This is a genomic window from Halobacillus massiliensis, assembly GCF_900166625.1.
GTDB lineage: Bacteria > Bacillota > Bacilli > Bacillales > Halobacillaceae > Halobacillus_A > Halobacillus_A massiliensis.
Window position 1 is genome coordinate 3,786,076 of the sequence record NZ_LT800499.1, and the last position, 14,455, is coordinate 3,800,530.

General features: G+C 42.3%; 14 protein-coding genes. 1 reads left to right on the forward strand and 13 read right to left on the reverse strand.

The annotated features are described in order from the left end of the window. Window positions 1-48: 48 nt before the first annotated feature. The 8 genes from B7E06_RS18710 to B7E06_RS18745 form a co-directional block, all read right to left on the reverse strand. The gene (locus B7E06_RS18710) at window positions 49-681 is read right to left on the reverse strand and encodes a 2OG-Fe(II) oxygenase (RefSeq protein ID WP_082236066.1); all 633 of its coding nucleotides are present in this window, start codon (window positions 679-681) and stop codon (window positions 49-51) included. A 229-nt stretch (window positions 682-910) separates the two neighbouring features. Further along, a complete protein-coding gene (locus tag B7E06_RS18715) occupies window positions 911-1,297 on the reverse strand; it encodes a YbaN family protein (RefSeq protein WP_082235439.1) in 387 nt (128 codons plus the stop codon). 222 nt (window positions 1,298-1,519) lie between these two features. Beyond that, window positions 1,520-2,962, reverse strand: coding sequence for an aldehyde dehydrogenase family protein (locus tag B7E06_RS18720; protein ID WP_082236067.1), 1,443 nt, complete (start codon window positions 2,960-2,962; stop codon window positions 1,520-1,522). Window positions 2,963-2,965: 3 nt separating this feature from the next. Next, window positions 2,966-3,712 (reverse strand): SDR family NAD(P)-dependent oxidoreductase, encoded by a 747-nt coding sequence (locus B7E06_RS18725; RefSeq protein WP_082235440.1) that lies wholly within the window; start codon window positions 3,710-3,712, stop codon window positions 2,966-2,968. Next, complete coding sequence (locus B7E06_RS18730) at window positions 3,709-4,788, reverse strand: tartrate dehydrogenase (RefSeq protein ID WP_082235441.1); 1,080 nt, start codon at window positions 4,786-4,788, stop codon at window positions 3,709-3,711. Before B7E06_RS18730 ends, B7E06_RS18725 begins: the two co-directional genes overlap by 4 nt. After that, on the reverse strand, window positions 4,785-6,017 hold the full coding sequence (locus B7E06_RS18735) for a M20 family metallopeptidase (protein ID WP_082235442.1): 1,233 nt from the start codon (window positions 6,015-6,017) through the stop codon (window positions 4,785-4,787). Before B7E06_RS18735 ends, B7E06_RS18730 begins: the two co-directional genes overlap by 4 nt. Window positions 6,018-6,020: 3 nt before the next feature. Beyond that, window positions 6,021-7,490 carry a sodium/pantothenate symporter gene (panF, locus tag B7E06_RS18740; RefSeq protein ID WP_082235443.1) on the reverse strand — a complete coding sequence of 490 codons (1,470 nt, stop codon included), beginning with the start codon at window positions 7,488-7,490 and terminating at the stop codon, window positions 6,021-6,023. Then, window positions 7,487-7,765, reverse strand: a complete 279-nt coding sequence (locus tag B7E06_RS18745; protein WP_082235444.1) for a YhdT family protein — start codon at window positions 7,763-7,765, stop codon at window positions 7,487-7,489. The genes panF and B7E06_RS18745 overlap by 4 nt, the downstream gene beginning before the upstream one ends. A 223-nt stretch (window positions 7,766-7,988) precedes the next feature. Between B7E06_RS18745 and B7E06_RS18750 the strand changes: the two genes are divergently transcribed. Continuing rightward, the gene (locus B7E06_RS18750) at window positions 7,989-8,687 is read left to right on the forward strand and encodes a FadR/GntR family transcriptional regulator (protein WP_082235445.1); all 699 of its coding nucleotides are present in this window, start codon (window positions 7,989-7,991) and stop codon (window positions 8,685-8,687) included. Window positions 8,688-8,765: 78 nt separating this feature from the next. Here B7E06_RS18750 and B7E06_RS18755 read toward each other — a convergent pair whose 3' ends face one another. The 5 genes from B7E06_RS18755 to B7E06_RS18775 are packed head-to-tail and all read right to left on the reverse strand — an operon-like array spanning window position 8,766 to window position 14,416. Next, window positions 8,766-9,803, reverse strand: coding sequence for a C45 family autoproteolytic acyltransferase/hydrolase (locus B7E06_RS18755; protein WP_245807777.1), 1,038 nt, complete (start codon window positions 9,801-9,803; stop codon window positions 8,766-8,768). Beyond that, window positions 9,800-11,425: an amidohydrolase gene (locus B7E06_RS18760; protein WP_082235446.1), complete on the reverse strand. Its 1,626-nt coding sequence runs from the start codon at window positions 11,423-11,425 to the stop codon at window positions 9,800-9,802. Before B7E06_RS18760 ends, B7E06_RS18755 begins: the two co-directional genes overlap by 4 nt. Window positions 11,426-11,443: 18 nt before the next feature. Next, complete coding sequence (locus B7E06_RS18765) at window positions 11,444-12,946, reverse strand: sodium:solute symporter family protein (RefSeq protein ID WP_082235447.1); 1,503 nt, start codon at window positions 12,944-12,946, stop codon at window positions 11,444-11,446. Then, the gene (locus tag B7E06_RS18770) at window positions 12,946-13,164 is read right to left on the reverse strand and encodes an LPXTG cell wall anchor domain-containing protein (RefSeq protein WP_082235448.1); all 219 of its coding nucleotides are present in this window, start codon (window positions 13,162-13,164) and stop codon (window positions 12,946-12,948) included. The genes B7E06_RS18765 and B7E06_RS18770 overlap by 1 nt, the downstream gene beginning before the upstream one ends. Further along, window positions 13,148-14,416, reverse strand: coding sequence for a M20 family metallo-hydrolase (locus B7E06_RS18775; RefSeq protein ID WP_082235449.1), 1,269 nt, complete (start codon window positions 14,414-14,416; stop codon window positions 13,148-13,150). The genes B7E06_RS18770 and B7E06_RS18775 overlap by 17 nt, the downstream gene beginning before the upstream one ends. Window positions 14,417-14,455 lie beyond the last annotated feature (39 nt).

Consider the following 14,455-nt stretch of genomic DNA (forward strand, 5'->3'; position numbering starts at 1 on the left):
CTCTTATCGATTGAGAATGTAGTTTTGAAGTAAAAGCTAAAGCTCTTCTTACCGATACTGCTTTCTTCGAACCCACATCGTCGCTGCCCATTTCTCTCGAGCAGTCACAGGGTAACCACCATGGAGGGTACGCTCATTGATCACAGGATTTGAATAAAAATATTCAAAGTACACACCCATACCTTTATGAGGGGACACCGATAAATTCATTTTTGGGAAGTAGGTTTCTCCTCCCTCTTCTACATCATTTAAGTAAAGAACAAGCGTGCTGATTCTCGGATTGTTCACTGTTTTGACTTTTGATTTAAAGTAATCGTAATGTGCTTTATATTCCTGACCTTGTTTGTAATTTAAAATATGAAGTCCTTCCCCATGTTCGACGGGTACGTTCATAATTTGGGCTATTCTCTTTTCGATCCTGGCTGCAGTGATATCATCATCTGGCAAAAAGGTGCTGCTGCTCGTCCGAATGTTATTCACTTCATGCTGTGCTCCTATTTTCGATCGGTTCAAGCGGTCTTTGGAAAGACGAATAAGCTCTTCGCATTCAGCGTCTGTAACTATATTTCCTAGTATAGCAATCTTAGGCTCTTCCATCTTAGCAATAATCGTTATTTCACGGTCTTCCGTAATAATTTTGTTCCCCGCATGATCGAAAATTGATGTTTCTTTCACATGCATTGTCACTTTTCATCAACCTCTTCTGTCATTGATAAAACGCTTACAAAAAAGCGTATATCCTCGAGGAAATAAAAGGATACAATGATATAATATCACCATTTTACTATTTTTTCTTTATTTTCCATAAATTTTACAATAAAAGTTTTATAGTCATGACCAGTGTCTAGTAAAATATTTTACTTAGAAAAAGCATTCCTCCAGGAAGAGGATGATTTCCTTAAAAGTTCATTCAGGACTCGTCCTCTTCTCTATACGTTTTAGTCAGATAAATGACGATTGTGAAAAAACATCCTCCGAAAACAAACCCTATTTTCATCCAAAGGGTCGGGGCGATATAAAACGCAGAAAATAGAAAAGAAAACCAGATCATAATGAGCATTGAGATTTTCGCTTTCACAGGGATCCCTCTGCCTGATTTATAATTTTGAATGTACGTGCCGAACCATTTGTTCGTCATCAGCCAGTTGTATAGACGATCAGAGCTACGAACATAACATGCTGCCGTTAACAACAAGAAGGGAGTAGTCGGCACGAGTGGCAAAACGATTCCAAATACTCCGAGAACAAGCGAAATACTTCCTATTATAACTAAAATGATTCTTACAAATTGTTTCATGAGTAAACTCCTTAACCCATAAGGTATAACTTCTTCCTATTCCCATCGTAACCTTGATACTATTAATTATTCCAGCGTTACTGCTCAACAATTCTTACCAAATACCTCACTATCCAAAAAAATCCTCCTGCCTTTAATTTCGGCAAGAGGTGATAAATCAACCTTTATTTAATATTATTCTCAGCTTTCAATCCTGAGATAAGCTAACTACGCCTAAGAGTTTTATCTGTATTTAATAGCCACATTTTTGACAGTAGTATAATTCTTCAATGCTTCCAGCCCTTTTTCACGGCCAAAACCGCTCTTTTTAAACCCTCCAAAAGGCATCTGGATCCCACCGCCTGCTCCATAGTTATTGATAAAAACCTGGCCGGAGCGAATCCGGTCGGCAATTCGATGAGCCTTGCCAATGTTTTCTGTCCACACTCCTGTCACGAGTCCATATTCCGTATCATTAGCAAGACGGAGGGCCTCATCTTCTCCTTCGAATTCAAAAACGGTCAGAACAGGGCCGAATATTTCTTCCTGGGCCGCTGGGTGGTTATGATCCAGCCCGTCAATTATAGTTGGAGCTATATAATATCCGCGATCATATCCACCAATGTCTAATTGTCTGCCACCTGTAAGAATTTCCCCGTCTTTATCCGCCAGCTTAAGATAGGCGATAATTTTTTCAAATTGTGATTTAGACAAGATCGGGCCAATATCTACATCATCTTTACCGGGGCCTACCTGCAATTCCTGGAAAGCATTGGTAACTTTTTCTAAAAATTCATCCTTCACTGTGCGGTCTATTAACAAACGCGATCCTGCTGAACAAGTTTGGCCGGCATTTTGGATGATCGCTTTGACTACACCTTGAATGGCTTTCTCCTGATCACAGTCAGCGAATACAATATTAGGCGACTTGCCGCCAAGCTCGAGGGTTACGGGGACTACATTCTCTGCCGCAGCTTTCATAACAGAAATTCCTGTCGGCACAGACCCTGTAAAGGTGACATGGTTAATATCAGGGTGTCCAGCCAGGCTTGCTCCTGCTTCCTTCCCGTATCCGGTTACCAAATTGAATACACCCGGCAGCAGATCCGTTTCATCAAAAAACTGCGCCAGCCGGTATGCAGTAGCTGGTGTGTCTTCAGCACTTTTAACTACAGCGGTATTCCCTGTCGCTATGGCTGCTGCGACGCTCCTTGAGATGATTTGGATCGGATAATTCCACGGAACAATATGTGCGGTGACACCAACTGGTTCTCTTACTGTAAAATCGAGAATGCCGTCTTCAATAGGGATGGTTTCTCCCAATATTTTATCAGCCACTCCTCCGTAAAACTCAAAATAACGAGCGGCTGCTTCCACATCTGCCTTTGCTTGAGTAAGCGGCTTACCGACATCCTGTGTTTCCATCATGGCGAGGGATTCTTTTTCCTCGCGAATTCTGTGAGCTATTTTATTTAACAGGTAACCTCTTTCATGTGGTTTAACTTTTTTCCATTCTTCGCTTTCGAATGCTTTCCTTGCAGCTTCGACTGCCTTATCAACATCTTCTTTGCTTCCTTGTGGAATTTTCCCATAAACACTCTGATCAGCTGGATCCATGACATCGATGAACTTACCACTGGTGGACTCCTTCCATTGGTTGTTAATATACATGAGCATTTCTTTCATCACTTAAAGTCCCCTTCCTCCATCAACGTGGAGCACGGCTCCTGTTACCATCATTGCCTCATCAGTCAAAAGAAAAGAAACGGATGCTGCGATATCTTTTGGTGTCACCAGTTCTCCCATTGGGACACTTTGCTTAAAAATGGTCTCTTTAGCCTGATCAACGTCTGTGCCGGCTGCTGCAAATTGGCCCAGCATGCTCGTATCACAGGGCCCGGGATGAACGGTATTAACACGGACTTTATGTTCAGCCAATTCAATGGCCAACGCTTTTGAAAAGCTTTCAGCCGCTCCTTTTGAGGCAATATAAGATTGCAGACCAGGGCGTGGTCTTACGGCAGATATGGAAGCAATATTTACAATCGAACCTTTTTGATTACTTTTCATATATTTAGCCGCTTCCCGACAAGTTAAAAAAAGCATGGTCGTATTAATGTCGATCAGCTTTCGCCATTCACTCAAACTGACGGATTCAATCGGTGCCGCCTGCTGGGCGATTCCTGCCGAGTTAACAAGGCCGTCTATTTTACCGAAGGTGTCGTTAGATTCCTGAAAGATTTTTTCAACTTGGAATTCATCAAGCATATTCCCTTTTATAACAAGGAGCCTTTCATGACTAAGTTCCTGGAGTTTATCTGTCTGAATATCACATGCCGTTACCATTGCTCCTTTTTCAAGCAGCCTCTCAACAATGGAAATCCCCATTCCGCCATTGGCCCCTGTGACGACGATTGCATGATTTTCAAGATTCATACTTTTACCTCCTCCAGCTGTTTTCGTACGTTTGACCGTATCGCTTCTCCCATTTCTCCCGTCGTGTGCTCTCCACCCAAATCTTTTGTCCGATATCCTTCTGCAAGGGTTTTTTCAATTGCTTCCACTATGATGTTATGTAAATCTTTTCTCCCCAGATGATCCAGCATGAGCGCTGTCGACCAGATTTGTGCAATCGGATTGGCCATTCCTTTACCGGCAATATCAGGGGCCGATCCGTGTACTGGTTCGAACATGGAAGGATAATCTCCCGATGGATTCAAGTTGCCTGAAGGAGAAATGCCAAGCCCTCCTACAAGAGCGGATCCTAGATCAGAAAGGATATCTCCAAATAAATTTGAAGCTAACACAACTCGAAAAGTGTGAGGACGCTGAACGAAATAGGCAGCCAATGCATCAACATACACTTTCTCGAATTCTACTTCAGGAAATTCATCGGCGGCTTTCTCCACCACTTCATCCCAGAATTTCATAGAATGAATGACCGCATTCGATTTGGTTGCACTTGTAACGCTTTCTCCATTATCTTTAGCATAATGAAAAGCAAAATCAGCTGCCCTCCTAATTCCTTTTTCCGTCATGATGGTATTCTGGACGACCATCGCTTCACTGGTATGGTCATACAGCCTTCCTCCGGAATTAGAATACTCTCCTTCGGCATTTTCTCGAATGATAACAAAGTCCACATCCTCACTGTCGGTTAAAGGAGAATGAATGCCTGATAACTTTTTAACAGGGCGAAAATTAATATACTGATTAAATTGTTTTCTGATCGGCATGATAAACTCCCAGACGGTAACTTCATCAGGTACTCTGGCATCCCCCATAGCACCAAACAGGATGGCATCAAACGAACGAAGCTTTTCCAACCCGTCTTCCGGCATCATTCTCCCATGTTCCAAATAGTATTCGGAATTCCAGGAGAACTCGTTCATTTCAAAAGAAACCGTCTTATCGTATTTTTCGATGTCTTGTAAAAGCAGTACAGCTTCTTTCATTACTTCTGGACCTATTCCATCTCCCGGCAAGACAGCAATCGACGTCTTTTCTCTCAATTCACCTCACCCTTTTCATTTAAAAAGTGCAGGGCGGTTTCACGATAGATTTCCGTCGTTTCTGCGAGTTCTTCCACCTCTACATATTCATTGATTTGGTGAGGGAGATCCCTGTCTCCTGCTCCAATTGTTACAATTGGTACTCCGGCCATATGCAGGAAAGTACCATCTGTTGCTCCAGGCACACCATTGTAAACGGGTTCTTTTTCCATTACTTTTCGTACAGCATTGGATACTGATTGAACGATCGGTTCATTCCTATCGGTTTCTGTCCATGGCCGGTCTTCCACCACTTCGAATTCCATGCGAAAGTCTTCATCTTCTTCTGCCAATCGATCAATAATTTTTTGCAGATCCTTTTTAAATTCTTCATGATCAAAGCCGGGAACAGAGCGGACATCCAGTGCAGCCATGCATTGTTCCGGTATGACATTAATTTGCGGTTCTCCTTTAACAGGAGCCTGAAGAATGGTTGGTGTAATGCTCGGCCAGCCGAGTGTCGGGTGTTTACCGAGACGCTGATGTTCACTTTTCTCCAGTTTCTCTAATTCCACAATCATACGCGCCATCCGCCAGTTTGGATTAATACCGCTCCACGAAATCGCACCGTGTGCCATCTTTCCATAAGCTGTCAGCTTGATTCTCATGGCTCCCCTCTGTGTGATACAAACTTGATTCTCTTCAGGTTCACAAATGACGGCTCCATCTACACCTTTGGCCCAACCTTGTTTTATGAAATGCTTAATGCCAATCATCATGCCCTCTTCATCACAGGGAATGCACAGAATAATTCTGCCGCTCCATTCTTCTTTATCCTGCAGCAGCGAATGAACGGCTGTGATCATACAGGCGAGATTCCCTTTCGTATCATTCGTTCCTCTTCCATACATTTTCCCCTCTACAATTTCAGCGCTGAACGGCGGATGGTCCCATTGATCGTGGTCCCCTTCTGTAACGACATCTGTATGACCCTCAAAAAGCAAGGTCCTGCCTGGTTTACCTGAATCGATGACACCGATGACATTCGGCCTTCCTGGCACGACTTCTTCCACATGTGTTTCAATCCCAAGTTTTCTTAGATAATCTGCAGCGAAGCGGGCTGCTTTTTCTTCGTTGCCTCCTTCAATCCCCGGACGATAAACACTGGGAATCTGCACTAATTTCTTTGTTAATGAAATCACTTCATCTCTATCCCTTAACCTTCGTTTTGATAGTTCCGTAGTCTGCATCGTTTAAATGCTCCTTTCTATATTTTCAAAGTTACTTCCCTCTGCTTCGTTTACTCCTTTTGTTAATAAGCTGAAAATAATGTAGGCAACAAAAGACAAGACGACCGGTAAGACGACGGTATGAAGACCCAACGCTTCCGGGATAAAGTTATGGAATAAAACATAGGAAACGATACCTGTCACCATCGAAGCTAATGCTCCATACTTGTTACCCCGGCTCCAGTACAACCCTAATACGACAGGCCATATAAATGCTGCTTCCAGCCCGCCAAAGGCAAACAGGTTCAGCCAGATTAATAGATTAGGAGGGTTCAATGCCATAAGAAATACTAGGACACCCAACACAGCCGTTACGGCGATACTCAATTTCTTTACTTTTTCGTAAGAAGCTTTCGGTTCAATATAGTTGAGATAGACATCTTTCACGACAGAAGAACTTACTAGCAGCAACAAAGAATCGACGGTGGACATGATGGCCGCCATCGGTGCAGCCAGGACAATCCCGGCTACCCATGCCGGCAGAACTTCCATAGCAATTAATGGCATAACCCTGTCTCCAACTTCGATACCAGGAAGAATGGGCCGTGCGAATACTCCAATTAAATGCATATTTAACATAATGAAACCTACTACAATCGTTCCGATAATGAGGGCACGGTGCATCGCTTTAGAATTTTTATAAGCCATGGCACGGACAGTCACTTGCGGCAGCCCGACGACACCGACTCCGACTAGAATCCAGAAGGAGGAGACATAAGCGGCGCTCAAATTACCTTCTGATCCATACGGAGTAATCAAATTAGGGTTTTCTGCCCGCAGTCCATCCATAATATTAGAAATACCGCCGCCGGCAATAATAACACCGATTAAAAGGATCAGAGTTCCGAGGAACATGACGACACCTTGTACGGAGTCCGTTAATGCTACTGCTCTAAAACCCCCGATAATGACATAGACGAGTACGGACACAGCAAAAATAAATAAAGCACCTAAGTATGAGATTCCAGTTAGTGATTCGATTAATCTTGCACCGCCGACCCATTGAGCCGCCATGGCAGAAAATAAAAAGATAATAATGCTGAGAGCTGAAATCAATACGACCCACTTACTATTGTTATAACGGCTTTTTAAAAAGTCGATCAATGTGACGGCATCATAACGCCGGGCCATAATGGCAAACTTCTTACCAAGGATCATCAAAACAAAATAACCAGTGGCTACCTGGGACATAGACAAGAGCACCCATCCGAGTCCCTCTGTATAGGCAACACCCGGGCCGCCAATGAAGCTGCTGGCACTTCCATAAGTGGCAATCATCGTCATTGCAAGGATAAAACCACCTAATTCCCGTCCGCCAAGGAAATATTCAGAAAGAAAAGAATCGGATGACCGAACAAATTTGCTAGACCAGAATCCGATGGCGAATATTAAAACTAAAAATATGAATAACGGAATAATGACTGCCCAATTCAAGAACCATCTCCTCCTTCTTCGTCAAAGGACACATCAACAAACCAGAACTTAACAATAACGGTTACAAGAACAGCCATTACGATAAAACCGAGGACACAGCTATAGAAAAACCAGGCCGGCAATCCTAATATGTATGAATACGAATCAGGAGACTTTCCGCCCAGACCGTATGCAAAGCCAAACCACCAAATGAAATTGAAAATCACTAATCCTACTCCAATCAGTGCCTCCCGGTGAGCGATCCTGAATCTCGGATCCACTTTTCCCTTTTTCATTCTTCCACTCCTTTTAATAATTTTTTTGACCTCTTTTAACCTTAGCAAAACACTTGTGCACTCAAAAATAGGATGCCTATACATTTTACATGAAGTGTAGTATATTTTACTTGTACATATTACGTATGATGTAATATCTTGTATGTTACCGAATTAAAGGAACGTTGTAAATATAATTGATTGAAAATTTATTTTATTTAGAAAATAATTGCGGAGGAATAATATGCCGATAACTTTTGAGCGATTAAACACATCGAAGACGATTTCAAAAGAAATTGTTGCCATCATTAAAGATAATCTGGTTAATGGGGTACTGAAACCAGGAGATAAACTGCCCACTGAAAAAGAACTGATTGAACAGCTTGGGGTAAGCAGAACACCCGTACGTGAAGCTATCAAAATTCTTGAATCCCTCGGCGTTATCCAAATAAAGCGAGGAGAGGGCATGTATATTACAGATCAGCCTTCCCAGTTAACCTTAAATCCACTGATTTTCAGTTTAATAATGCATAATACAGATGTGCACAAACTCATTGAATTCCGTCAGCATTTTGAAGTATTGCTTTTAAATATGCTGCTTACTAAGGAGAACTTAAATATAGAAAAAATTGAAGCAGTCTATCAGTCACAGGTTGAACGGATGGACGCTTCCCACAGCCCTGAAACTCTTGTAGATATAGATTTAGAATTCCATCACGCGGTATTAGAAGAGACAGATAACCCGTTTCTTATCGAGATTGGCCGAACCATATATGAACTGATTCGTCCTCGAATGATCCATTTTAAACATTCCAAGAATATTGAAAGAACCCTGACCACTCATCAAACCTATTTAAATTATCTTAAAGGAAAAGATAGCTTCCACCCTACGGAAGCTGTAACCTGGATGATACAAAATAATGAAGAAATGATAAGGGAATAGAAAGTCTGGTAACTTTAAAATTTGGAGCAGACTGAAACAGCCGTAGCATCATGACGGCTGTTTTGTATATCATTCACTTTATCTTTCACATGGCTTACCGATTGACCACGATAATTTATTATCAGTCAGATTCATAACAATACTAAATACTGTCTCCATCTTTGCCCGTCCTACCTGCGCAGGAGAAGAATGCCGGCAAATAGAGCTTGGATAATTTTCGTGACTTGATAGTATTTCAAATAGATTCTCTTTTTCTATTTCTTTATCTTTTATTTCATCGACCAGCTTAGTAACCATTGAGAAACGATTAAATGAATCAGGAAGTGCATCCTCTTTCACTTCCTTTTTCATATTCTCTGAGCAGATATGGTTGGTGTGTGTTAATGCTCCGTTACTACCTCGTCTCTCAGCCGTATGGACAGGCGATACTTCCATACTTATCATCTCTTCGGATTTTGAAGCTATTAAAAAATGGGCCGCAGAAGCCATCTGATTCTTTTCGACCTTAGCATATGCTTCTTCCATGGTGGTAGATTCTAAGATAGCCCGCAAGCCTAAATGAATAGGCACTTTCGGCTTCCACGTATCGGTTACTAACGCATTAAGACAAACACCTATTCCTCTATCATTCATTCCGATTTTTCCAATAATGCCTGCTTCCGTAATCATTTGTATAGCAGGCAAGGACTCTTGTTTGATCTCAAGATGAACAATGGAGTCGTTTTGCTCTCCCTTCCAATCCCAGTTTTGGGCTAACCATGTTTTAGTCGTTTTCGGTGGAGTAAGGGCAAAAGCGGTACAGCCATCCATTGTATTAATAAGAGCTATTTCACTTCGGGCATTAAGGACGAGTACATCTTCAAATGTCACACCTGCCCCTTTGGCCAGTCCTTCTATTTCCTTTAAATAACTGAGATTATATTTTTCGATTGCATGGAGGTGTAAGCTAGCTTTCTCAATCGCTTCTTTCCATGACATAGAGGCATATTCCTTAAACATTTTTTCATATGTCTGCAAACTATTCAGAACTTGTTTTTTCGCTTTTTGACCATGCTGATAACCAATTTCAAATGATGAACCAGTTAATTTAATACTTGCATGCTGGGCTGTATTCATGAGGGCACGCCTTTCTTATTTTTGTCATACACAACTTCTCCATCAATCATCGTCCACTCTATTTGCGCCTCCAGTAATTCATCTGTATCTGAATCAATAATGGAACGGTCAAATAAAATGAGATCCGCCAATTTCCCTGACTCCAGGCTGCCTTTGCTATCTTCTTCAAAGGAGGCATATGCCCCATTAATTGTGTACATACGGATCGCTTCCAGCAATGATACTTTTTGGTCTTCCCCTATAGTTTGGCCTGTGCTGGATTTCCGGACAATTGAACTATGGATACCGCGCATCGGCCAAAAGTCAGTAACCGGACAGTCAGAAGCGATTGCCGCAGGAACACCCTCTCTTAAATAGTCCCCTAATGGATACATGTGGTCTGCTCGTTCGCCATAATTCTTTACATACCCGTCGCCATACTCATAGTGAAAAGCAGGGTTTGGAATAGGAACTACATTTTGTTCCTTCATTCTCTTAATCAAATCCGGCACAGCGACTCCGGCATGCTCAATACGATGCCTGGCATTTGGACGAGGGTGTAGTTTATTTGCCTTTTCAATACAATTTAACAGCATATCGATAGCTGCATCCCCTTGAGCATGGGCAGTAATCTGCCAGCCTTTTTCGTGGGCAGGAATAAATAGTTCATCTACTTCCTTCTGGGAGAAATAATGGACTCCGTAATTTTCCGGATCACTTGTATAGGGCTCCCGTGTCCAAATGGTCGGACCGCTGCTGCTGCCATCGAGGAACAGCTTAACCGGACCTAGGCGAAAACGGTGATCTCCTAATCCTGTCGTTATCCCCGAATCTACCATATGTTTCACCACATCCTGCGCATTACTCAAAGCGCCTACCATTGCATAAACCCTTTGCTTAATTACACCATCTCGCACAGCAAGCTGTAGGGCTCGAAGATTATCCATCCCATACCCTGTCGCATCGTGAATGGATGTGATTCCTTTCTCAGCAAACTTCCCGGAGGCTATTTTATGAGCCTGTTCCATTTCTTTTTCAGTAAATGCAGCTATACTGAACATCTTCATATGGGCGTTTTCAATCATAAGCCCTGTAAGCTCTCCGTCTTCATTCTTATCATAAGAGCCGCCTTCCGGGTCTGGTGTAGAGCTGTCGATTCCTGCGATCTGAAGAGCATGATTGTTTACGGCAGAGATGTGGCCGCAAGTTCTTACTATTATAATAGGATGTTCTGTTGAGACACTGTCCAATTCTTCTTTCGTTGGAAAGCGTCCTTCCTCCATGTTTTGTTCATTGTATCCCCATGCCCGAATCCACTCGCCTTTTGGTGTATCGATTGCTCTATTTCTTAATTCTGAAAACAAATCTTCTATAGAGTTCATATGGTTGCTTTTACAGGATACCGAAAGCTCATTTGTTCCATACATCGTAATATGAAGGTGTGAATCAATAAATCCCGGCATCAGCGTTCTTCCATTTAAGTCAATTACTTCACTGTTTTCATTTTTCAACTGAAGGATATCTTTCGTAGAACCAACGGCGATAATTTCATTTCCTTCAATCGCCATCGCTTCCGCAATTTCATTATCACGGTTTACTGTAATCACTTCTCCATCAATATATAAGCAGCGTTTATTATTCATGAAATCTCCTCCCTATTTTCATTTGGCTTCTTTTTGAGTGGAAGTTATATGGTCCTCATACAAGTCATCTACCATATCTGGGAAGAAACGTTCGATCGTTTCCCTTGAAGCAGGTTTCGTTAACAAAGACACCACTACAAAAACTGACATGTTCAATAGTAATCCCCAGATGCCAGCATGGATTCCTAGTGGATGTGGGTAAATGAATGAAAAGGCAACAGTAACGAGAAAACCTGCAAACAGCCCCCAGAAGGCCCCTTGCTTCGTAGCTCTTGGCCAGAAGAACATTCCAACGATAGATGGAAATGCCTGTCCAATAAAGCCATACCCGATTAAAAGAATATAAACTAAACTTGCCGGTTCCATAATGGATATAGGCGCGATGATAAAGGCCATGATTGGAAAAATTAATCGTCTTGTCCATTTACCTGCAGTGGCGTCATCCCATCTCAACAGTGGCTGCAGCACATCTTTACTATAGCTGAGAGCTGTAGCATGTACACAAGGTTCACTAGAAGACATAGCCGCTGCGAGGGTACCTGCCCCAAGCAGCCCGGCGACGATGACTGGCATATTATCCACCGCCATTTGAATGGCAACCGTATCTGGATTTCCAAGGTTGGGATACATAAAAATGCCAATAAATCCAACCACAATCATAGGAATCAGGACAATATAAAAAGTTGGCAATAAGGTTGCTGCCCTTTTAATAGACTTTTTCGAACTCGCCCCCATCCATTGGATCCAGTGGGTCTGCCAAATAGAAAAAACAGAAATTAAGATAGAGGTTGTCCAGAATTGGACGTTCATGTCACCCAGTCCTCCAGGTAACGTTAAAAATTCTGGAATATCAGCTTGGACCCGCTCAAAGACTGGTCTGAAAGAATAGCCGCCAGTAAACTGCTGGGTCGCCCAAAGTCCTACGAACCACGATACGACTAACATTAAACCGCCTTGAAAAGCATTCGTAACCCCGATGGCCTTCAAACCACTTCGGTATAAATAGATGGAAATCACTCCAAGGGATAAAAAGACACCTGCCCATGTTGGAATCAGACCATAACTCATCACATTTAAAATATAAGCTGCCCCCGTCGTTTGAAGGATGGCATATGCCAGTATCCCGATTGACGTGACGATGGAAGCCAATGCTCCCAGCTGCTTGCTCTCATAACGATCTGTAATGGCAGCTGACTGTGTGACATGATTATATTTCTTCCCAAGTTCCCATACTTTCGGGCCAAAATACCATGCGATGATCCCCATATAAGTTAAATAGATGACAACATAAAGCGCAGGTACGCCTTTTGAGAAAGCCCAGCCAGGTGAGCCCATAAATGTGTAGGCACTGACTCCGCCTGCGCCAATTAACAGGTACATCATAACCGGTCCCATACTCCGGCTTCCTACTCCCCACTCTTCTGCAGTGTCCATCTTTTTCCCTCTTCCGGCTGAATATCCGAGGATAACGGCAATGACCATATAAGAAACTGTAATGATAAAAGGAATGTAAATACCCATTAATCCGCACCTCCTATTTTATTGATCAGTATTAAGGTGAAGGTTGTAATGAAGATAATAGCTACCGACAAAGTCATTAAGATTGGCATACCGAGAATAATCATCTCATTGTTGACAAGAGGGATCACTGGCCAGCTGCCTAACATAATGACTACAATTATAAGGGCGAAGCTAAACCACCCTTTTCCTGTTTTAGGAAGTTTAAATGTTGCTTTCATTTCTTCTCACTCCCACAATAAAGTTTTGGTTAGTAACTACCCGAAGGACCGTTTGATAAAGGAGCTGTGTGCCAATAGTTATATCTTCGATCGAAGCATACTCGCTGGGATGATGACTAATCCCTTCTTTACAACGTACAAAAATCATTCCATAGGGGCAGATGTCAGCCATTATTAACGAATCATGAAATGGACCGCTCATTAATTTGAATGGTTCCTGCCTCATGTCTAGTAACTCTTCCTCCATAAGGGTCTTTATCCAGTCAGCACAGTATTTGGGATCACTGTTCGTTTCCTCTGTGACTTTAACTTGTAACTGGTACATTTCTGCAGTTGTATAAATAAGCTGATTCAACTTATCTTCATATTGTTTTCTCCTCTCAGGTAAAAGGTCGCGTAAATCTATCGTAAAAGTAACTTTTTCAGAGATTGTATTTCTGGAATTAGGAAAGTTATTGATAAAACCTACTGTTCCAACAGTTGGTTGTGACAAATCGCTTTTTACTATGTCATCAAACAAATGAATCACTCTGGCAGCTCCTACTAGTGCATCGCGTCGCAGTTTCATCGGAACAGCACCTGCATGGCCGGAACGTCCTTCGAATTCAACAGTCAGCCATAGAGGACCCGATATTCCTGAAACAATACCTACAGGAAGATTTTGATTCTCCAGCACTGGCCCTTGCTCAATATGCATTTCTAAAAAAGCGTGTACAGTTTCGGGGGTGTAGCGGGGAGGATTTGGATTCCCAGGGGAAAGCCCTATTTCTTTTAAAGCTTGAGCTCTTGTAGTTCCATCTTTACGTTCTAATTCTCCAGGCTCTAAATTTCCAGTAAGGCCCCTGGCACCAAACAAGCCTTTGTTATAACGAGCGCCTTCTTCATCTGCAAATGAAACGACTTCAATAGATCTATCAGGTATAACCTGTTGTTCATGCATCAACTGAATAACTTCGATTGAGCCAAGCACACCAATAGTGCCATCAAACCGGCCGGCGTTTGGCTGTGTGTCTATATGTGAACCAATGACAAGGCGCGGTAAGGAGGGATTAAACCCTTCATAGACACCAATTAAATTACCAAAATTATCGATAGTTGACGTCATTCCTGCTTCATTCATCCATCTGGAAACTAGATTCATCGCCTTTTTATCCTCTATTGAATGGGCTAATCGACAAACACCAATATCACTGATTTTTCCTATCTCAGCCAAATCACTTAATCGTCGTTGTAAACGCTGTTGATTTACCAGTGAGACTCCCCCCTATTTAAATATTTAGAATTTAATGAA